We start from the raw sequence: 21,407 nt of genomic DNA, 5'->3' as shown, positions 1-21,407 counted from the left end.
CATATGTCACGCCAAACACCGTCACTCTCATTTGAAGTGTTCCCTCCAAACCCAGCAGTGGGTAATGATAAAATTATTTCCGCCTTGCAGGATATGCGAGAGTTAACACCGCACTTTATCAGTGTGACTGCTAGCAATAATAAATTTAATATCAAGGAAACAACGGTTCGTTTGGCTGACTTTATCCAGAATGACTTGGCGATTCCAACCATTGCTCACTTGCCAGCTATCTATCTGACCAAGGAAAAGGTTGCTGAAACCATTGCGGACTTGGACAAGGTTGGGGTACAGAAAATCTTGGCCTTGCGTGGGGATATCATCCCTGATGTGGAGCCACAAAAGGATTTTCGCTACGCAACGGACTTGATCGAGTTCATCAAGGAACAAGCTCCTCACTTTGAGATTATCGGAGCTTGCTACCCAGAAGGACACCCTGACTCGCCAAACCAGATCTCGGATATTCAAAATCTCAAGAAGAAAGTGGATGCAGGCTGTTCAAGCCTTGTAACGCAGCTTTTCTTTGACAATGAGCGTTTCTATGATTTCCAAGACAAGTGTACCTTGGCAGGGATTGATGTTCCTATTCATGCGGGTATCATGCCCATTCTGAACCGTAACCAAGCGCTTCGTCTCTTGAAGACTTGTGAGAATATCCACCTTCCACGTAAATTTAAGGCCATCTTAGACAAGTATGAGCATGACCCAGAGTCACTCAGAGCAGCAGGACTTGCCTACGCAGTGGATCAAATCGTGGACTTGGTAACCCAGGATGTCGCAGGTGTGCATCTCTACACCATGAACAATGCTGAAACAGCAAAATACATCCACCGAGCAACCCATGCCTTGTTTAATCATCAGTCTTTAGGATAATAAAAAGCAAACCATTCTTCTCAGTTGAGGGGAATGGTTCCTTTTTAATAGAAAAGCCCGCACTTTTTAAGAAAAATATGATAAAATAGACTCTGTACGTACTTGATACAAAGATGAGGGTATAAACATATTCTTAGCTATTCAAATCTGCTATGCTATAAAAGATACAAATACTAAAGAATAATATTTTTAAACTTTTCAAGGTATTTAGGTAGTTGAACACGGGCTAAATCCCTAGTGAAAAAGATAGATTTCCTGGTGTGCATCGCACACTGCGTCAATTTATGCTATCATGAGTAATTGAACTCGGCCGAAAAGCTGTGTAAAAAAGATAAACTGTCTTGTCTTCATCGAAGACTTCGCCAGTTTCCTATTTTTACTTTGCTTTTTGCGACCTTAGTATCTTGATCTTTGTAGGCAAGGCGTATAATTTCATCAATCCAAAGGGGATTAAAATGACAAAACAAGTGTTTCAAACGACTTTTGCGGGTCGTGAGTTAATCGTAGAGACTGGCCAGGTTGCTAAGCAAGCAAATGGCGCAGTTGTTGTGCGTTACGGTGAGTCAACTGTCTTGACTGCGGCCGTTATGTCTAAGAAAATGGCAACTGGGGATTTCTTCCCACTTCAAGTCAACTACGAAGAAAAAATGTATGCGGCTGGGAAGTTTCCTGGTGGCTTTATGAAACGTGAAGGACGTCCTTCAACTGATGCGACTTTGACAGCACGTTTGATTGACCGTCCAATCCGTCCTATGTTTGCGGAGGGGTTCCGTAATGAAGTCCAAGTTATCAACACAGTGCTTTCTTATGATGAAAATGCCTCTGCTCCAATGGCGGCAATGTTTGGATCATCCTTGGCACTTTCTATCTCAGATATTCCATTTGACGGACCAATCGCTGGGGTACAAGTAGGTTATGTTGATGGCCAAATCATTATCAACCCTACTCAAGAACAGGCAGAGCGTTCGCTTCTTGAATTGACAGTAGCTGGGACCAAACACGCTATCAACATGGTTGAGTCTGGTGCCAAAGAATTGTCAGAAGAAATCATGTTGGAAGCTCTTCTCAAAGGACACGAAGCCGTTAAAGAATTGATTGCCTTCCAAGAAGAAATCGTTGCTGCGGTCGGTAAGGAAAAAGCAGAAGTGGAATTGCTTCATGTAGATGCTGAATTGCAAACTGAAATCATCGCAGCCTACAATAGTGACCTCCAAAAAGCGGTCCAAGTAGAAGAAAAATTGGCTCGTGAAGCTGCAACTCAAGCAGTTAAAGACCAAGTGACTGCTGTTTACGAAGAAAAATATGCAGACCATGAAGAATTTGACCGTATCATGCGTGATGTGGCTGAAATCTTGGAACAAATGGAACACGCTGAAGTGCGCCGTTTGATCACAGAAGACAAGGTGCGTCCTGACGGTCGTAAGGTTGATGAAATCCGTCCTTTAGATGCGCAGGTTGACTATCTTCCTCGTGTACATGGTTCCGGTCTCTTTACTCGAGGACAAACTCAAGCCCTTTCAGTCTTGACCTTGGCTCCGATGGGAGAAACTCAAATCATCGATGGTTTGGACCCAGAGTACAAGAAACGCTTTATGCACCACTATAACTTCCCACAATACTCTGTAGGGGAAACTGGTCGTTACGGTGCGCCTGGTCGTCGTGAAATTGGTCACGGTGCTCTCGGTGAGCGTGCCCTTGCTCAAGTCTTGCCTAGTTTGGAAGAATTTCCATACGCGATCCGCTTGGTAGCTGAAGTATTAGAATCAAACGGTTCATCTTCTCAAGCCTCTATCTGTGCGGGAACGCTTGCCCTTATGGCTGGTGGTGTGCCAATCAAGGCGCCAGTAGCTGGTATTGCCATGGGTCTCATCTCAGATGGAAATAACTACACAGTATTGACAGATATCCAAGGTTTGGAAGACCACTTTGGAGACATGGACTTCAAGGTTGCCGGTACTCGTGACGGAATCACAGCCCTTCAAATGGATATCAAGATCCAAGGAATTACTGCAGAAATCTTGACAGAAGCCCTTGCCCAAGCCAAGAAAGCGCGTTTTGAAATCCTTGATGTGATTGAAGTAACCATTCCAGAAGTTCGTCCAGAATTGGCTCCAACTGCTCCGAAAATTGATACCATCAAGATTGATGTGGACAAGATTAAGGTTGTCATCGGTAAAGGTGGAGAAACCATTGACAAGATTATCGCTGAAACAGGCGTTAAGATTGATATCGACGAAGAAGGAAATGTGTCCATCTACTCTAGCGACCAAGATGCCATTAACCGAACCAAAGAAATCATCGCTGGCTTGGTTCGTGAAGCCAAAGTGGATGAAGTTTACCATGCTAAGGTTGTTCGTATCGAGAAATTTGGTGCCTTTGTCAACCTCTTTGATAAGACAGATGCACTTGTGCATATTTCTGAAATGGCTTGGACTCGTACCAACCGTGTCGAGGACTTGGTAGCTATCGGTGATGAAGTCGACGTTAAGGTTATCAAGATTGATGAAAAAGGCCGTATCGATGCCTCTATGAAGGCTCTTCTTCCTCGTCCTCCAAAACCTGAGCATGATGAAAAAGGTGAAAAGTCTGAGAGACATCACCGTCCACGTCATCACAAGGACCACAAACCGAAGAAAGAATTTACAGAAACACCAAAAGATTCAGAATAAGAAAAGGAGAAATGTATGGGATGGTGGCGCGAAACCATTGATATCGTAAAAGAAAATGATCCAGCGGCACGCAACAGTTTGGAAGTTTTGCTGACTTATCCAGGTGTTAAGGCCTTAGCTGCCCACCGTCTCTCGCATTTTCTATGGAAGCACGGCTTCAAACTCCTAGCTCGGATGCACAGTCAGTTTTGGCGCTTTTGGACCCAAATCGAGATTCATCCGGGTGCCCAGATTGACTCAGGTGTTTTTATCGACCATGGTTCAGGTCTGGTGATTGGAGAGACGGCGATTGTTGAAAAAGGTGTTCTCCTCTATCACGGAGTGACTCTTGGTGGGACTGGTAAGGATGTTGGCAAACGCCATCCGACTGTGCGTAAAGGAGCTCTCATATCAGCCCATGCCCAAGTCATCGGACCGGTAGAAATCGGTGAAAATGCCAAAGTTGGTGCTGCTGCAGTAGTCGTGGCAGACGTACCTAGTGATGTGACAGTTGTCGGTATTCCAGCTAAGATTGTTCGCGTTCATGGACAGAAGGATGAACCAACGATCCACGAAGTCGAAGAAAAACGAGAGTACTACGTCAATAAACTCGAGCAGGCTAGAGAAGCCAGCCACAGATCGTCTGGTTTGTAGAGGATACCTATATGATTCAAGCAAGAAACAAGTTAAGCAAAGAGGAGTTATCTGAGGCGAAAAAACTAATTAACTGTTGCCAAGCCTATGATGGAACCTATCGTGATCCCTATCTTTCTAACATGCTTAATTTTGACCCAAATATGCCCGCCTTTTTCCTTTATTATGAAAAAGGCGAACTTGTTGGTCTATTAACTGTCTATGCTGATGACCAAGATGTGGAAGTGACGATACTGGTTCATCCAAATCATCGTCGTCAGGGAATTGCGCGTGTTTTGTTTACTAGTTTTGAGAAAGAAACGGCTTCTTTCCCTATTCATTCAGTTACTTTTCAGACAGAACGTGTTTTTCTAGAACGTCATCCTGATTTTGTCAATAACTGGGGACTGGTCGAGGATAAAGAGACGGAAACCTGGTTGGGGAAGGATAGAAGACCGTATCCGTTAGCAAAACTTTCCAATCTTGAAGTTTTGTTAGCAGATAGTTCATATCAGGAGCAAATTAGCCGGTTAAAATTTCAGGCATTTTCAGAGGAGCATGAATCGAGAGAAGTTGTGGATAGATATGTCGCCGGAGCTCTGAAGGATCCAGAAAGTCGTCTATATATTTTATTAAAGGACGGTCAGGTTATTGGGACTTGTACGGTAGATTTATCGACTAATACGAATTACCTCTATGGTTTGGCAATATCGGAACCTGAACGTGAAAAAGGCTATGGAAGCTACTTAGCAAAATCTCTTGTCAACCAACTGATTGAGCAAAATGATAAGGAATTTCAGATTGCAGTAGAAGACAGCAACGTAGGTGCCAAGAGCTTGTATGAAAAAATCGGCTTTGTCAAACAGACACAGGTAGTTTATCTGAATGAGAAAGAGTAGAAAAATGCTATTAGAGGAATTTGAAGATGTAGCAGCAGTTATTGAGCCAACTGAAAAGCCAGTCCATGACAAGGGTGAGGTATGCGAAACCATCATCCTGTCCTTTAGTGGCGAAATTCTGAAACGATTGATTGAGTCAGAAGAAGTCTATCAAGGAGGCTATTTGAAAAGCATCAACGGACAGCATCCATGGTATATTTACCGCCAAGGACCTAGCAAGCTAGCAGTTATGTTGGCTCCAATTGGGGCTCCCATGATAGTCGGCCAGCTGGAGGAGTTGGCGACCAGAGGCTTCAAAAATTTCATCATTCTAGGTTCCTGTGGCGTTTTGGACCGCTCAATTGAGGCTGACAAGATTATCTTGCCTGCAGCTGCTTTGCGAGATGAAGGGACTAGCTATCACTATGCCCCACCGGGTGACGAAGTCGCTTATGACGAGTCTTTGTTAGTTAAGCTAGAAGCCATCTTTGATAAGCACGATATAGAGCATATCCGCACCAAGACCTGGACGACTGATGCTTTTTATCGGGAAACGCCTGATAAGGTCAAGCGTCGCTTGGTTGCTGGTGCTCAAGTAGTAGACATGGAAGCTTCAGCTATCATGGCTTGGAGCCAATTTCGCAATACCAAGGTCTATCAGTTCTTCTACACAGCTGACTATGTGGATCATCATAACCGAACCTGGGATGCTCGGCATGAAGAGCGGACAGCTGATGTCATGACCTTTTTTACTATCGCTTTGACAATAGCAAAGGAACTAGAAAGGTAACTACAAGAATGGCAGTATATTTTTACGGCTGTATCACCATGGATGGCTACTTGGCAGATAGCCAGCACAGGATAGACTGGCTGCATCAGCTTGGTTCTGTAGAGGATACAGGCTATGATGACTTTTACAGGCAAATGGATATCACCATCATGGGCAAGCGGACCTTTGAGGAAATCCAAGATTTGCAAGATGTAGAAAGTTTTTATCAAGCTACAGAAAACTATGTCTTTACGCATGATAGGCACCTGCCTGTCAGCAATTACCAGCCAGTAGCTGGGGATGTGGTGGACTTTGTTCACCAGATTGACAAAGGCAAAAATGTCTTTGTGATTGGTGGTAATTCCTTGGTAGGACCGCTCTTGGATGCGGATCTTTTCGACCACCTCATTATTCAGATAGCGCCCCTTATCCTAGGAAAGGGGGTTCCCCTCTTTACCCAAGAGGAAGGGCAGCGCTTTTACCAACTGGATAGCCTCAGACAATTTGGCCCTTTTGCAGAGCTGGTTTTCAGCCGAAAAAGTCAGAAATAGAGAAGGGAGTGGACCGCATGATTAAAATTTACGACACCATGACCCGCAGCCTACGTGAATTTGTGCCCATTGAAGAGGGTAAGGTTCGCATGTATGTCTGTGGGCCTACGGTATACAACTATATCCACGTGGGCAATGCCCGATCGACGGTGGCTTTTGATACCATTCGTCGCTATTTTGAATACCGTGGCTACGAAGTTGCCTATATTTCCAACTTTACGGATGTGGATGATAAGATTATTAACCGTGCCAAGGAAGAAGGTATCACACCTCAGGAGGTTGCGGACAAGTACATCGCTGCCTTTCGTGAGGATGTGACGGCCTTAGGCGTCAAACCTGCGACTCGCCATCCGCGTGTAGTGGAGTTTATGGCTGACATCATTCGTTTTGTCGCTGACTTGATTGAAAAAGGTTATGCATACGAGAGTCAAGGAGATGTTTACTTCCGCGTGGAAAAATCTCACAACTATGCTAAGTTAGCCAATAAAACCTTGGAAGATTTGGAGCTGGGTGCTTCAGGTCGTACCGATGAAGAAACGGCTCGCAAGGAAAATCCTGTAGACTTTGCCCTTTGGAAAGCTGCAAAACCAGGCGAGATTTCTTGGGACAGTCCTTGGGGACCTGGTCGTCCGGGTTGGCATATCGAATGTTCAGTCATGTCGACAGAGATTCTAGGTGATACTATTGATATCCACGGTGGGGGAGCCGATCTGGAGTTTCCGCATCATACCAATGAAATTGCCCAGTCAGAAGCTAAAACAGGCAAGACTTTCGCCAACTACTGGATGCACAATGGCTTTGTCAATATCGACAATGTCAAGATGTCCAAGTCCTTGGGCAACTTTATCACCGTCCATGATGCCCTCAAAACCCTCGATGGTCAAGTGTTGCGTTTCTTCTTTGCGACTCAGCATTACCGTAAGCCTATCAACTTTACTGAAAAGGCAGTGCGTGATGCTGAGACCAATCTCAAATATCTGAAGAACACTTACGAGCAACCATTTTCTGGAACTGTAGATGCTCAAGAGTTACAGGCTTTTAAAGATAAGTTTGTAGCTACTATGGATGAGGATTTCAACTCTGCCAACGGTATCACAGTTGTCTTTGAAATGGCCAAATGGATCAACTCCGGTAACTATGATGCAAGTGTTAAGGAAGTTCTTGCGGCTATGTTAGAAGTCTTTGGAATTGTCTTTGTCGAGGAAGTTTTGGATGCAGACATTGAAGCTTTGATCCAAAAGCGCCAAGAAGCGCGTGCTAATCGTGACTTTGCGACAGCAGACCAAATCCGTGACCAATTGGCTGCTCAAGGAATTAAGCTCCTTGACACCAAGGATGGAGTGAGGTGGACACGTGATTGATGTCAACCTCATTAACGGGATAGCGCTGGCTTTTGAGGGAGATGCAGTTTACTCCATGTATATCCGTCGCCACCTCATTCTCAAAGGCATGACCAAGCCCAACAAGCTCCACCAAGAGGCGACTAAGTATGTGTCAGCCAAGGCTCAGGGTCGTTTGATTGCCCTCATGTTGGAGGAGCAAGTCCTGACGGAAAAAGAAGAAGAAATCTACAAACGTGGTCGCAATACCAATAGCCATACCAAGGCTAAAAATGCTGATGTGGTGACCTACCGCATGTCTACAGGTTTTGAAGCAGTGATGGGCTATCTCCATCTGACTGAAAATCTGGAGCGTCTTGAGAGCTTGATTTCTTGGTGCATCCAAAAAGTGGAGGGCTAGGATATGATTGCAAAGGAATTACAAGACTGGTTTCCTGAAGCTCAGATTTCAGATCAGCCAGTAGAGAAACCAGGCTATCTTACTCTCCCTTTAGCTTCTCAGCAGTGGATTTTACTGGAGGAAGCTGGGCTCAGCGAGCGTGAAAAGCAGCTGGTTGCCCTTTTGACCCAGCAGGAGCAGGCCCGTTCGCTCAATCCTTGGTATCCCTATCTGATTGAGGGGAAGGGGCAGGCGCCGCAAACATTTAAAAAAATTCAGCTGGTTTATTGCCATCTTTCCTATTTCCAACAGGAAAATCTATCCTCTTGGCTAGACATGATGCGGACTCTTTTTCCCAACTGCCAGACAGTGCTACAGGTCGGGGCTCAGGATTATGTATTTGTGCTTCAACAAGATAAGTACACCTCTGTTCGCTCAATCTTATCTGATACGATTGAGGCAGTAGAGTATGACTTTGGCCTTCGTCTGTCCATCATGTTAGGCCAGGTTTGGTCTCAGACAGGACATCAAGCCCTATCAGACTTAATCAAAGCAGAGCGAAATTTGTTTAAGGCTTGGTGGCGTCAAGGTCATCAAGGTGTACACACCTTTTCACAACTCTATCTGTGGAGTATGGGAGAAAGACTTGTGGACCTGGGAGTCATTAAAGAATGTCTGCATCAGATGATCTTGGATCAGGATCAGATTCAGGAAATCATTCTTTCTCTTTGGGAAAACAGTGCTGTCCTAACTAAAACAGCCCAGCAACTCTATCTGCACCGCAACTCTCTCCAATACAAGATTGATAGATGGGAAGAATTGACAGGGCTTCAGTTGAAGGAGTTGACGGATCTCACCCTTTGTTATCAGTTGATTTTACCAGATATTCTCTAAAGTTTTGTGCAAGTTGCACAGAACTTTTTTGTTTTTTTGGTCACCTTGCCATAGAAAAGTAAAGCGTTTTCATCTATAATAAAACTATCAAAATACAAAAGGAGTTCACCTCGATGGTAGAATTAAATCTTAAAAACATTTACAAAAAATATCCAAACAGCGAACACTACTCAGTTGAAGACTTCAACTTGGACATCAAAGACAAAGAATTTATCGTTTTCGTAGGTCCTTCAGGATGTGGTAAATCAACAACTCTTCGTATGATTGCGGGTCTTGAAGACATTACAGAAGGTACTGCATCTATCGATGGCGTGGTTGTCAATGACGTGGCTCCAAAAGACCGTGACATCGCCATGGTATTCCAAAACTACGCTCTTTACCCACACATGACTGTTTATGACAACATGGCTTTCGGTTTGAAATTGCGTAAATACAGCAAGGAAGACATCGACAAACGTGTGCAAGAAGCGGCAGCAATCCTTGGTTTGAAAGAATTTTTGGATCGTAAACCAGCTGACCTTTCAGGTGGTCAACGTCAACGTGTTGCCATGGGTCGTGCCATCGTCCGTGATGCAAAAGTATTCTTGATGGACGAACCTTTGTCAAACTTGGATGCCAAACTTCGTGTATCTATGCGTGCTGAAATTGCGAAGATTCACCGTCGTATCGGAGCTACAACCATCTACGTAACCCACGACCAAACAGAAGCGATGACACTTGCGGACCGTATCGTTATCATGTCAGCAACTAAGAACCCAGCTGGTACAGGTACTATCGGACGTGTTGAACAAATCGGTACCCCTCAAGAAGTTTACAAAAACCCAGTTAACAAGTTCGTAGCAGGATTTATCGGAAGCCCAGCTATGAACTTCATCAATGTGAAATTAGAAGGCAATGAAATTGTTTCTGACGGTTTCCGCTTGAAAGTGCCAGAAGGTGCTTTGAAAGTTCTTCGTGAAAAAGGCTATGAAGGTAAAGAATTGATCTTCGGTATTCGTCCAGAAGACGTGAATGCAGAACCTGCTTTCCTTGAAACATTCCCAGAATCAGTTGTCAAAGCTACTATCTCTGTATCAGAATTACTTGGTTCAGAATCTCACCTTTACTGCCAAGTTGGTAAAGACGAATTTGTTGCAAAAGTGGATGCTCGTGACTACTTGCAAACAGGTGCAACAGTTGAACTTGGATTTGACTTGAACAAAGCACACTTCTTCGATGTAGAAACTGAAAGAACAGTCTACTAAGCAAATGAAATGTCAAAACACTGCTAGAGAAATCTGGCAGTGTTTTTTTAATGATTGGTATTGGCATAAAAACAGGCTTTTCTAGTTTTCATATCCTTAAAAAAGTGATAAAATGGTAGGAAGAATTGGAGAGTATAGATGCCGAAAGAAGTGAATTTGACGGGCGATCAGGTAGTCGCTTTAACGAAAGAATATTTAACAAAGGAAGACGTTGCTTTTGTACAAAAAGCATTGATTTACGCAGTTGATTGTCATAGTGGGCAGTTTCGGAAATCAGGTGAGCCCTATATTATCCATCCTATTCAGGTAGCAGGTATTCTGGCGAAGCTCAAGCTGGATGCCGTAACCGTTGCCTGTGGTTTTTTGCATGACGTGGTTGAAGACACAGATGCGACACTGGATGATCTGGAGAGAGAGTTCGGTCATGATGTTCGGATTATCGTTGATGGGGTGACCAAGCTTGGTAAGGTTGAGTACAAATCACTCGAGGAACAATTGGCTGAAAATCACCGCAAGATGCTTATGGCCATGTCTGAGGATATCCGTGTTATCTTGGTTAAATTATCGGACCGTTTACACAATATGCGGACTCTCAAACACCTTCGAAAGGACAAGCAAGAACGGATCTCCAGAGAAACCATGGAAATTTACGCACCACTTGCTCATCGTCTAGGGATTTCCAGTGTCAAGTGGGAGTTGGAAGATCTATCTTTCCGTTACCTCAATCCAACTGAGTTTTACAAAATCACTCACATGATGAAGGAAAAACGCAGAGAACGTGAGGCTTTGGTCGATGAAGTCGTAACCAAGTTGGAAGAGTACGCTACCGAACGCAATCTCAAAGGGAAAATCTATGGTCGTCCTAAGCATATCTATTCGATCTATCGCAAGATGCAGGATAAGAAGAAACGCTTTGAGGAAATTTATGACCTGATTGCCATTCGCTGTATCTTAGATACCCAGAGTGATGTTTACGCCATGCTGGGTTATGTGCATGAACTTTGGAAACCTATGCCAGGCCGCTTCAAAGATTATATCGCCAATCGTAAGGCCAACGGTTACCAGTCTATCCATACGACTGTTTATGGGCCAAAAGGACCGATTGAATTTCAGATTCGGACCAAGGAAATGCACGAAGTGGCTGAGTACGGGGTTGCGGCTCACTGGGCTTATAAGAAAGGCATTAAAGGGCAGGTCAACAGCAAGGAATCTGCTATTGGGATGAACTGGATCAAGGAGATGATGGAGCTCCAAGATCAGGCTGATGATGCCAAGGAATTTGTGGACTCTGTTAAAGAAAACTATCTGGCGGAGGAGATTTACGTCTTTACTCCAGATGGTGCAGTTCGCTCCCTTCCAAAAGATTCAGGACCGATTGACTTTGCCTATGAAATTCATACCAAAGTCGGTGAAAAAGCAACTGGTGCCAAGGTCAATGGCCGTATGGTTCCGCTGACAACTAAGCTCAAGACAGGGGATCAGGTTGAAATTATCACCAACCCCAACTCCTTTGGTCCGAGTCGTGACTGGCTCAACATGGTCAAGACCAGTAAGGCGCGCAACAAGATTCGTCAGTTCTTTAAAAATCAAGACAAGGAATTATCCGTTAACAAGGGCCGTGAAATGTTGATGGCCCAGTTCCAAGAAAACGGCTATGTAGCCAATAAATTCATGGACAAGCGCCATATGGATGAGGTTCTTCAAAAGACCAGCTACAAGACAGAGGAAGCTCTCTATGCAGCCATTGGTTTTGGAGAAATTGGCGCTATTACCGTCTTTAACCGTTTGACCGAAAAGGAACGCCGTGAGGAAGAGCGTGCCAAGGCCAAGGCGGAAGCAGAAGAGCTTGTCAAAGGTGGCGAAGTTAAGGTCGAAAACAAAGAAACCCTCAAGGTTAAGCATGAGGGTGGTGTGGTCATTGAAGGGGCTTCAGGTCTCCTAGTTCGGATTGCCAAGTGTTGCAATCCAGTGCCGGGTGACGACATTGTCGGCTACATTACTAAGGGACGCGGTGTAGCTATTCACCGTGTGGACTGTATGAATCTCCGTGCCCAAGAAAACTACGAGCAACGTCTCCTTGATGTGGAGTGGGAAGATCAATTCTCAAGCAAGGAATACACTGCCCACATCGATATCTATGGTCTCAACCGTACAGGGCTCTTAAATGATGTTCTGCAAGTTCTCTCCAACACAACTAAGAATATCTCGACCGTTAATGCTCAACCAACCAAGGATATGAAATTTGCCAATATCCATGTCTCCTTTGGTATTTCCAACCTCTCTACACTGACTACAGTCGTGGACAAGATTAAGAGTGTGCCAGAGGTCTACTCTGTCAAACGGACTAATGGCTAATTCTCCCTTCAGTTACTAGAAAGGCTATTATGAAAATCATCATTCAACGAGTCAAGAAAGCCCAAGTCAGTATCGAAGGTCAGGTACGGGGAAAAATTAATCAGGGGCTTTTATTGCTGGTCGGTGTTGGCCCAGAGGACCAAGAGGAAGATTTGGACTATGCTGTGAGAAAGCTTGTCAACATGCGAATTTTTCCAGACGCAGAAGGCAAGATGAATCTGTCTGTCCAGGATATTGAAGGGGAAATCCTTTCTATTTCCCAGTTTACCCTCTTTGCAGATACCAAGAAAGGCAATCGTCCCGCTTTTACAGGTGCCGCCAAGCCGGATATGGCAGCTGCCTTCTATGAGGCTTTCAACCAAAAGCTAGCTCAGGAAGTGCCCGTTCATACAGGCATCTTTGGAGCGGATATGCAGGTGGAGCTGGTTAATGATGGACCAGTCACCATCATTCTTGATACTAAAAATAGATAAGAAAACCAAGCCCAGCTGGCTTGGTTTTTGTTTATAGACACTCCCAGAAGGCGATGTGTTTGTTGTAAAAGTCGGGATAGTTTTCTCTTAGGTGGCTAGCCGTCATATAATATAAAGTAGAATGACAGGAAGTAAAGACTGGAGTAAGAGAGTAGAAATATTGAGGGCCAGTGATGGCTAAAAAGACAAATAATAGAAAATCGCTGATGAGCACTCCTAAATAGTAGAAGCGAATCTTTTTATTGATTTGAGGATAAATCTCAGAGAAATGTTTTTTGAGTCGGAAGACCAAGCGAGACAGCAGTAGTCCCTGAGCAAGGATGAAAATGAAGCAAAAAAACAGGCCTCTCTCCAAAGAAAGTTCGTATCGGGGTCTGAAAGTTACCAACAGTAGCAAATCGCTGACTGCAATGGCTGCAAAATGGATTCTAAAGAGCTTTTTCATAGGAAGACCTTCCTCTTTTATCTAGCTTCATTCTACACCAAACGAATGGGACTTACAAGCAAAATAATAAAAAATCCCTGAAAGGAATTTCTTTCAGGAATAAGGGGTTAGTTGATTTTTTCGACATAGAGTTGTTTGGCGATATCAATGCTAACTTGGAGGTCTTCACCTTTGTTGACCAGTGTAAAGGTATTGGAAAAATTATCAAACTGCTTGACCTGGACTTGGTCACCGATATGAATTTCATGCTTTTCTAAGTATTTAAGCAAGTCAAAACTATCGTGAACCCGAGTCAGAAGATAGGTTCCAGCTTCCTTGGTCTCTGCTAGAGGTAAGTTATTGATTTCGACCAGGAGATCTCCCTTAGCTGGGATGGTTCCTCCGTGGGGACAGGTTTTAGGAAAGCCCAGGAGTTTATCCAGTCTCTCTACGAAAAGATCGGATACAGTGTGTTCTAGGACTTCAGCTTCTTCGTGGATCTGATCGCTGGTATAGTCGAGATGGTGAACTAGAAAGACCTCAATCAACCGGTGTTTGCGATAGAGCTCGGAGACTAGTTTGAGCCCAATATCTGTCAATAGATAGCCATTCTCCTTATCCTTGAGGATGAGATTTTCACTTTTCATGCGTTTGATCATCTCTGTTACGGCAGGTGGAGAGACTTGCATACGGGCAGCAATTTCCTTATTGGTGATTTTTTGCATTTCCGTACCGATTTCATAAATACATTTTAGATAATCTTCTTTATTTGGCGTCATTCGTTTCCTCTTGTCTTTTCTCTCCATCTAGTATATCAAAAAAAGCTAGATTTCTCTAGCCTTCTGCCCTAATGGCTTTGATTTTAGTCCAGTTCTTTCACTGCAGCAATGGCAGCTTCAAAGTCTGGTTCCGTGTTGATGTTGTCAACGTATTCTACGTAACGGATGACATTGTCAGTATCGAGAACAAAGACGGCACGTGCAAGGAGATGCCACTCGTTAATCAAAAGGGCATAATCGCGCCCGAAAGAATGGTCAAAGTAGTCTGAAAGCATGATGGCATTGTCAAGGCCTTCAGCTCCACACCAGCGTCCTTGGGCAAATGGTAGGTCCATAGAAACAGTAAGAACGACGGTGTTGTCGAGGTTAGCTAGTTCTTGGTTGAATCGACGTGTTTGCGTTGAGCAGATACCGGTATCGATAGAAGGGACAACACTCAAGACTTTTTTCTTTCCATCAAAGTCAGCTAGCGTTTTTTTAGAGAGATCTGTTGTAGTGAGAGAAAAGTCAAGTGCCTTGTCTCCGACTTGCAGTTGTTTACCTGTAAAAGTTACAGGATTTCCGAGAAAAGTGGTCATGAAACTACTCCATTCTTTTTTCTTTTATTTTACCGAGAATTGTCAGATTTTTCCAATGATTTGACCGAAAATTAAGTGATAAAAAAACGCCCATTCACGTGAGAATGACGTTTTTTAATGGATTATTTTGACAAACCTTCAGCAATCTTGTCAAGGTTGTATTTCATCATGCTGTAGTAGCTGTCGCCTTCTTTGCCTTCTTCAGCGATTGAGTCAGTAAAGATTTGTGCGTAGATTGGGATGTTTGTGTCTTGTGAAACAGTCTTCATTGGACGATCATCGACACTTGATTCAACAAAGAGTGATGGAACTTTTGTTTGGCGAAGTTTTTCAACCAAGGTCTTGATTTGTTCAGGAGTACCTTCTTCTTCCGTGTTGATTTCCCAAATGTAGGCACTTGGAACTCCGTAAGCTTTAGAGAAGTATTTGAAGCATCCTTCGCTGGTTACGATGAGTTTCTTTTCAGCAGGGATATTGTTAAATTTCTCTTTGGCTTCCTTGTCTAGTTTATCTAGTTTTTCAGTATAGTCTTTGAGATTTTTTTCGTAGAATTCCTTGTTGCTAGGATCTTTTGCAATCAACTGTTTAGCGATATTTTTAGCATAAATCATCCCATTTTCAAGGTTGAGCCAAGCGTGTGGGTCTTCTTTGCCTTTCTCGTTTTGGCCTTCAAGGTAGATGATGTCTACACCGTCGCTGACTGCAAAGTAGTCTTTGTTTTCAGTTTTCTTGGCATTTTCGACCAATTTGGTAAACCAAGCATTGCCACCAGTTTCAAGGTTGATACCGTTATAGAAAATCAAGTCAGCTTGAGAAGTTTTCTTAACGTCTTCAGGAAGTGGTTCGTATTCGTGTGGGTCTTGACCAACAGGAACGATACTATGAAGATCAATCTTGTCACCAGCGATATTTTTGGTAATATCAGCGATGATTGAGTTAGTAGCAACAACTTTTAGTTTTTGACCAGAAGCCGTATCTTTTTTTCCGCTAGCACATGCCACAAGAGCAATGACGGAAAGAAAGAGTACAAGCAATGTACCTAATTTTTTCATTAGATTCCTCCAGAAGGGTTTCCCCGTTATTTAATGATTTTTTTGTTTTTCAGTTTCAAGTATCGTTGCTTAGGAGAGATAAAGAAACTGATTAGAAAGAAGCTGGCGGATGTGAGCACGATGCTCGATCCTGCTGCGAGATTGAAACTATAGCCGATAAAGAGCCCTACAACAGAAGCCAGAGCTCCTAGGCCTGATGAAAGAAAAATCATGCTCTTTAGGCTATTAGCATAGAGGTAAGCCGTCGCAGCTGGGGTGATCAACATGGCCACGATAAGAATGGTTCCGACACTTTGCATGGCAGTGACTGACACAAGGGTCAAGAGCACCATGAGTAGATAGTGGTAGAAATTAACGGGCATTCCCATTGCTTTAGCCAGGAGCTCGTCAAAGGATGTAATCAATAGTTGTTTAAAGAAAATCCCAATAATCAAGAGAATCAATGCCCCCACACCAATGGTAATCCACATGTCCGTATCTTGGACAGCGAGGATATTCCCAAAAAGGATATGGAAGAGGTCTGTCGAACTCTTGGCAACACTAATCAAGATGACACCTAAGGCTAAGAAAGATGAAAAGGTAATACCAATGGCAGTGTCACTCTTGATGATAGAGTTTCCCTTGATGTAGGTAATGATGATGGAAGCCATCAAACCAAAGATGATCGCTCCAATAAAGAAATCAATTCCCAGGATAAAGGAAAGGGCTACGCCGGGCAAAACTGCGTGAGAGATGGCATCTCCCATGAGAGACATACCACGTAGGATGATAAAACATCCCACAGCACCAGCAACAACTCCGATGACAATAGCTGTGATCAAGGCGTTTTGTAGGAAATGGAAATTTTGCAATCCATCGATAAATTCTGCTATCATAGGCCACCTCCATTGAAAAAGAGTTTGCTACCGTAGGCCTTTTTGAGATTGGCCTCGGTAAAGGTTTCTTCGGTCGGACCAAGGTCTATTAATTCTCGATTGAGAAGCAAAACTTGGTCGAAATAATGGGGGACTTTGCTGAGGTCATGATGGACGATGAGAACTGTTTTACCAGCTTTTTTAAGATCTCTCAGCGTATTCATGATAATCTCTTCACTAACCGAGTCAATCCCGACAAATGGCTCATCTAGAAAGATGTAGTCAGCTTCCTGCACTAAACAGCGGGCAATCAACACACGTTGAAATTGTCCGCCTGAGAGCTGGCTGATTTGGCGATCAGCATAGTCTGAGAGCCCAACGATTTCAAGTGCATCTGCCACTTTTTTCCAGTGGCTTGCCTTTAAGGTGTGAAAGAGTGGGATGGATGGATAGAGTCCCAGAGAGACGCATTCCTTGACCTTGATAGGGAAATTGTAGTCGATATGGATTTTTTGCTCGACATAGGCAACCCGATGTAACGATTTCTTAAATTCTTTGTCATCGAGAAAGGCCTGACCTTCATGTGGGATAATTCCCAACATACCTTTTAATAAAGTTGATTTTCCAGCACCGTTTGGACCAATAATTCCGGTAATCGTTGGTCCTTGGAGCACTAGTGAGATATCCTTTAGTGCCAACGTTTCTTTGTAGGAGACACTGAGGTTTTCGATACGTATCATACAGTTGTATTCCTCCTATCTTTTAATATACCTTAAAAAAAAAATTAAGTCAAGTTAATTTTTGAAAAATTTAAAATAATAACTGAAAAATGAAGTGAAAAGAGAGACCATTTTTAATTGCATTCCCAAGTGTTTTTTGCTAAGCTAAGAATAAGTGAAAAAATGAAAGCGAGAACAAGATGACACGTTATCAAGATGATTTTTATGATGCAATCAATGGCGAATGGGAAAAAACAGCTGTCATTCCAGCTGATAAATCTCGAACAGGTGGTTTTATTGACCTTGATGAGGAAATTGAAGAGTTAATGCTAGCAACTACGGACAAGTGGTTGGTAGGTGAGGATGTCCCAGAGGATGCTATCCTCGCAAACTTTGTTAAGTATCATCGCATGGTACGCGATTTTGATAAGAGAGAAGCGGATGGGATCAAGCCTGTCCTCCCTCTACTCAAGGAGTACCAAGGCTTGGAGAGTTTTGCAGATTTTACTAGTAAACTAGCAGAATTTGAACTAGCAGGCAAGCCAAACTTCCTTCCATTTGGGGTATCACCAGACTTTATGGATGCCAGAACCAATGTTCTCTGGGCAAGTGCACCAGGAACAATCTTGCCAGATACGACTTACTACGCTGAAGACCATCCTCAGCGTGAGGAGCTCTTGACTCTTTGGAAGAAAAGTACAACGAATCTACTCAAAGCCTATGATTTTTCAGATGAGGAAATCGCAGACTTATTAGAGAAACGATTGGAATTGGACCGTCGCATTGCGGCTGTGGTGCTTTCTAACGAAGAAAGTTCAGAATATGCCAAACTCTACCATCCATACGCTTATGAAGATTTCAAGAAATTTGCCCCTGCCCTACCTTTGGATGATTTCTTCCAAGCAGTCCTTGGACAAACTCCAGATAAGGTTATCGTAGACGAAGAACGTTTCTGGCAAGCAGCAGAGCAATTCTATAGTGAAGAAGCGTGGCCTCTACTCAAAGCAACCTTGATTTTGGGTGTGGTCAATCTCTCAACAAGCTATCTCACAGATGAGATTCGTGTCCTATCAGGTGCTTATGGTCGTGCTCTTTCAGGTGTTCCAGAAGCACAGGACAAGGTCAAGGCAGCTTATCACTTGGCCCAAGGACCTTTCAAGCAAGCTCTTGGTCTCTGGTATGCTCATGAAAAATTCTCTCCAGAAGCCAAGGCAGACGTAGAGAAAAAAGTAGCGACAATGATTGACGTTTATAAGGAACGCTTGGCTAAGAACGACTGGCTCACGCCTGAAACACGTGACAAGGCCATTGTCAAACTCAATGTCATCAAGCCTTATATCGGTTATCCAGAAGAATTGCCAGAACGCTACAAGGACAAAGTAGTGGACGAAACTGCCAGTCTCTTTGAGAATGCCCTAGCCTTTGCGCGTGTGGAAATCAAGCACAGCTGGAGCAAGTGGAACCAACCGGTTGACTACAAGGAGTGGGGTATGCCAGCTCATATGGTCAATGCCTACTACAATCCTCAGAAGAACTTGATTGTCTTCCCAGCGGCTATTTTACAGGCTCCATTCTATGACTTGCATCAATCGTCTTCTGCCAACTACGGTGGGATTGGTGCTGTTATTGCCCACGAGATTTCTCATGCCTTTGACACAAATGGTGCTTCCTTTGATGAAAATGGTAGTCTCAAGGATTGGTGGACAGAAAGCGACTATGCTGCCTTTAAAGAAAAAACGCAGAAAGTTATCGACCAGTTTGATGGCCAAGAATCTTACGGCGCAAGAATCAACGGAAAACTAACTGTATCAGAAAATGTTGCCGACCTAGGAGGAATTGCTGCAGCCCTTGAAGCTGCTAAGAGAGAACCAGACTTCTCTGCTGAAGAATTCTTCCACAATTTTGCTCGTATCTGGCGTATGAAAGGTCGTCCGGAGTTGATGAAACTCATGGCCAGTGTCGACGTGCACGCGCCTGCCAAACTCCGTGTCAATGTGCAAGTGCCAAACTTCGATGACTTCTTTACAACTTACGATGTCAAAGAAGGCGATGGTATGTGGCGTTCACCAGAGGATCGTGTGATTATTTGGTAAGATAAAAACCAAGGAAATTATCCTTGGTTTTTTGCTTGCTAGAAAAAGGGATTAAAAGTCTTTTCGTGAGCGATAGTCGTAGCTGGACCATGCCCAGGGTAGACATCGTAGTTAGGAAGGGTGAAGAGTTGAGTTTGGATACTATGGAGGAGTTGTTCCGTGCTACCTGTAGGAAGATCGGTCCGTCCGATGGTTTCTCGGAAAAGAGCATCACCCGTCAAGACTAGATGGGCCTCAGGAAAAACGAGGGAAACACCTCCGATAGAGTGCCCTGGGGTTGGTAGAACTGTAAAACGAAATTCCTCAAGCTGGTATTCCTCGTGAAAGACAAAGGTGTGTTCTGCTGGTTTTGAGACCACGTCTGCCATATCATCGTGATGAGGGAGACCAGAGAGATTATCTACAGGTGTATAAAGCCAGCTAGCTTCACTCTCTGCTACATAAACTGGAGGATTTCCAAAAGTCTCGCGAACCAAGTCCAGACTCATAATATGGTCGTAGTGGGTGTGGGTCAGGAGAATCGCACAAACTGGTTTGTTGATTTTCTCAATAGTCTTGCGAATAGCTTCCCAATGGCTACCTGGGTCAACCACAATTAAGTGTTGATCCCCTTCTAGATAATAAGTATTTTCATAGGCAACGGGATTCACGGTTTTATGGATTTTCATACTGGCTCCAATCTCAAAGAATGTACTAAACTAAGTATAGCATAGAAGAGGATACTTAGGGTATCAGAAGGTCTTTTTCCTACCTTAACGATTTTTCCAAGCTTGGTAACGGGTATCAATCAAGAGTTGGGTTAAGCGTCCCATGGTTTCTCTTTCTTCGGGAGTGAGGGATTGAGCTTGGACAAAGAGATGGTGAATGTGTTCAATGACCTTGAAGGAAGAAAGAACGTTGATAGAGGAGATGCCTGCATCAAGAATAATTCCAAAAAAGAGGTCAAAGTAGAGCTGCAGTTCTTCGTCAGGAACTGTTTCAACCCATTCCTTGAAGGTAGTATCGACTTGTTGGCTGTCACTATTAGTTTCGTCTAGTTGGACAAAGTGCTTGTCTTTGACCTGCCAACTAAAAGTGTCATGCTGAGCAAGGCCACCTAAGGCAGTGCTTCGAACGACGATTTTTTTATCCGGAATTTCCAGCATCATCCCGATGATAGAACCTTGTGGGATAAATACTTTTGTTCTGTCTATCATGTTTTGATAGCCTAGTGTTTCGGTTAGTTCCTTGTGAAGCCCAGGTGCATCAAAAGTATAGACAGCGATAATGTTTTTCTGCAAGTTTGGATCAAGTTGACTGGCAGCATAGACAGCTAAATTGCCCCCTTTTGAGTGCCCTGCTAGGATAACCTTTTGCTTAGGATGTTGAGCAAAAAAGTCCTGTAAATACTGAAGGGCGTGTTTTTGAGCTGGAATCTCCTTCATATAGGTCATATGGAAATCTTCTTTCCAACCGATGATACTGTCATCCGTCCCACGAAAAACAAGCAAATAAGTATCGAGACTGATACGATAAGTCATGGCCGCAAACTGTTTTTGCAATTCAGGGTCGATATCGTTGATAAAGTCTGAGAGCTTGCAATTTTTAAAGCGTTTGTGTTGAGCGAGCTGATCTAACAATTGGAGACGGTTCTTATTGGTCAGCATAGTCGTGTCTCTAGGGATTTGAGATGCAAGATCTATGAGACGCTTTGGTTCTTGGGTGACTACATCATCAAAAGCAAGGTAGGTTAATTCAGTCAAGGCAAGAACATCTAACTCGTTCACGGGGAGGTCATAAAAGGAATCGTATGCTACATCATTTAAGTAGTCAAAAATATTTGCCATAAAAGCTCCTTTCTCTATGTTTATCCTATCACATTTACCTAGAATTAG

General features: G+C 43.6%; 21 protein-coding genes. 13 read left to right on the top strand and 8 right to left on the bottom strand.

From position 1 onward, the window contains the following. Positions 1-3 precede the first annotated feature (3 nt). The 12 genes from metF (at position 4) to dtd (ending at position 13,034) form a co-directional block, all read left to right on the top strand. A complete protein-coding gene (gene metF / locus HMPREF1149_RS06210; RefSeq protein WP_000089960.1) occupies positions 4-870 on the top strand; it encodes a methylenetetrahydrofolate reductase [NAD(P)H] in 867 nt (288 codons plus the stop codon). Positions 871-1,325: 455 nt separating this feature from the next. Then, the gene (gene pnp, locus HMPREF1149_RS06205; RefSeq protein ID WP_000166410.1) at positions 1,326-3,539 is read left to right on the top strand and encodes a polyribonucleotide nucleotidyltransferase; all 2,214 of its coding nucleotides are present in this window, start codon (positions 1,326-1,328) and stop codon (positions 3,537-3,539) included. 15 nt (positions 3,540-3,554) lie between these two features. Continuing rightward, on the top strand, positions 3,555-4,172 hold the full coding sequence (gene cysE / locus HMPREF1149_RS06200; protein ID WP_000539961.1) for a serine O-acetyltransferase: 618 nt from the start codon (positions 3,555-3,557) through the stop codon (positions 4,170-4,172). An 11-nt stretch (positions 4,173-4,183) separates the two neighbouring features. Beyond that, positions 4,184-5,050: a GNAT family N-acetyltransferase gene (locus tag HMPREF1149_RS06195; RefSeq protein WP_000613637.1), complete on the top strand. Its 867-nt coding sequence runs from the start codon at positions 4,184-4,186 to the stop codon at positions 5,048-5,050. 4 nt (positions 5,051-5,054) lie between these two features. After that, a complete protein-coding gene (locus HMPREF1149_RS06190) occupies positions 5,055-5,819 on the top strand; it encodes a nucleoside phosphorylase (RefSeq protein WP_000923406.1) in 765 nt (254 codons plus the stop codon). Positions 5,820-5,827: 8 nt separating this feature from the next. Next, entirely contained in the window at positions 5,828-6,349 is a 522-nt protein-coding gene (locus HMPREF1149_RS06185) for a dihydrofolate reductase family protein (RefSeq protein WP_000301974.1), read from the top strand. Between the two features lie 17 nt (positions 6,350-6,366). Further along, positions 6,367-7,710 (top strand): cysteine--tRNA ligase, encoded by a 1,344-nt coding sequence (gene cysS / locus HMPREF1149_RS06180; RefSeq protein ID WP_000591140.1) that lies wholly within the window; start codon positions 6,367-6,369, stop codon positions 7,708-7,710. Beyond that, a complete protein-coding gene (locus HMPREF1149_RS06175; protein WP_000567931.1) occupies positions 7,703-8,089 on the top strand; it encodes a Mini-ribonuclease 3 in 387 nt (128 codons plus the stop codon). The genes cysS and HMPREF1149_RS06175 overlap by 8 nt, the downstream gene beginning before the upstream one ends. A 3-nt stretch (positions 8,090-8,092) precedes the next feature. After that, positions 8,093-8,962, top strand: a complete 870-nt coding sequence (locus HMPREF1149_RS06170) for a helix-turn-helix domain-containing protein (RefSeq protein WP_000560745.1) — start codon at positions 8,093-8,095, stop codon at positions 8,960-8,962. Positions 8,963-9,075: 113 nt separating this feature from the next. Then, a complete protein-coding gene (locus HMPREF1149_RS06165; protein WP_000229938.1) occupies positions 9,076-10,206 on the top strand; it encodes an ABC transporter ATP-binding protein in 1,131 nt (376 codons plus the stop codon). Positions 10,207-10,344: 138 nt separating this feature from the next. After that, positions 10,345-12,561: a RelA/SpoT family protein gene (locus HMPREF1149_RS06160; protein ID WP_001123776.1), complete on the top strand. Its 2,217-nt coding sequence runs from the start codon at positions 10,345-10,347 to the stop codon at positions 12,559-12,561. 29 nt (positions 12,562-12,590) lie between these two features. Continuing rightward, entirely contained in the window at positions 12,591-13,034 is a 444-nt protein-coding gene (gene dtd / locus HMPREF1149_RS06155) for a D-aminoacyl-tRNA deacylase (RefSeq protein WP_000691426.1), read from the top strand. Between the two features lie 31 nt (positions 13,035-13,065). Here the strand turns inward: dtd and HMPREF1149_RS06150 are convergent, their stop codons facing one another. From HMPREF1149_RS06150 to HMPREF1149_RS06125, 6 genes are all read right to left on the bottom strand, one after another. After that, the gene (locus tag HMPREF1149_RS06150; protein WP_000732781.1) at positions 13,066-13,479 is read right to left on the bottom strand and encodes a hypothetical protein; all 414 of its coding nucleotides are present in this window, start codon (positions 13,477-13,479) and stop codon (positions 13,066-13,068) included. 107 nt (positions 13,480-13,586) lie between these two features. Next, positions 13,587-14,237, bottom strand: a complete 651-nt coding sequence (locus HMPREF1149_RS06145; protein ID WP_000188536.1) for a metal-dependent transcriptional regulator — start codon at positions 14,235-14,237, stop codon at positions 13,587-13,589. 83 nt (positions 14,238-14,320) lie between these two features. Next, complete coding sequence (tpx, locus tag HMPREF1149_RS06140) at positions 14,321-14,815, bottom strand: thiol peroxidase (RefSeq protein WP_000206539.1); 495 nt, start codon at positions 14,813-14,815, stop codon at positions 14,321-14,323. Between the two features lie 122 nt (positions 14,816-14,937). Then, on the bottom strand, positions 14,938-15,867 hold the full coding sequence (locus tag HMPREF1149_RS06135) for a metal ABC transporter substrate-binding protein (protein WP_000733086.1): 930 nt from the start codon (positions 15,865-15,867) through the stop codon (positions 14,938-14,940). A 26-nt stretch (positions 15,868-15,893) separates the two neighbouring features. Beyond that, positions 15,894-16,742, bottom strand: a complete 849-nt coding sequence (locus HMPREF1149_RS06130) for a metal ABC transporter permease (protein ID WP_000559794.1) — start codon at positions 16,740-16,742, stop codon at positions 15,894-15,896. Then, the gene (locus HMPREF1149_RS06125) at positions 16,739-17,461 is read right to left on the bottom strand and encodes a metal ABC transporter ATP-binding protein (protein WP_000619161.1); all 723 of its coding nucleotides are present in this window, start codon (positions 17,459-17,461) and stop codon (positions 16,739-16,741) included. Before HMPREF1149_RS06125 ends, HMPREF1149_RS06130 begins: the two co-directional genes overlap by 4 nt. Before the next feature lie 179 nt (positions 17,462-17,640). Here HMPREF1149_RS06125 and HMPREF1149_RS06120 point away from each other — a divergent pair, with 179 nt between their 5' ends. Beyond that, entirely contained in the window at positions 17,641-19,533 is a 1,893-nt protein-coding gene (locus tag HMPREF1149_RS06120) for a M13 family metallopeptidase (protein WP_000199244.1), read from the top strand. Between the two features lie 38 nt (positions 19,534-19,571). On the opposite strand, the gene HMPREF1149_RS06115 is transcribed toward HMPREF1149_RS06120, so the two are convergent. After that, positions 19,572-20,201, bottom strand: a complete 630-nt coding sequence (locus HMPREF1149_RS06115; RefSeq protein WP_000690835.1) for an MBL fold metallo-hydrolase — start codon at positions 20,199-20,201, stop codon at positions 19,572-19,574. A gap of 84 nt (positions 20,202-20,285) precedes the next feature. Next, positions 20,286-21,359 carry a DUF2974 domain-containing protein gene (locus tag HMPREF1149_RS06110; RefSeq protein WP_001273841.1) on the bottom strand — a complete coding sequence of 358 codons (1,074 nt, stop codon included), beginning with the start codon at positions 21,357-21,359 and terminating at the stop codon, positions 20,286-20,288. Positions 21,360-21,407: the final 48 nt, after the last annotated feature.

It is taken from the genome of Streptococcus sp. BS35b, assembly GCF_000286475.1.
Classification (GTDB): Bacteria; Bacillota; Bacilli; order Lactobacillales; family Streptococcaceae; genus Streptococcus; species Streptococcus oralis_W.
The sequence above is the reverse complement of the archived record's forward strand: the minus strand, read 5'-3'. Positions and strand labels throughout refer to the sequence as shown.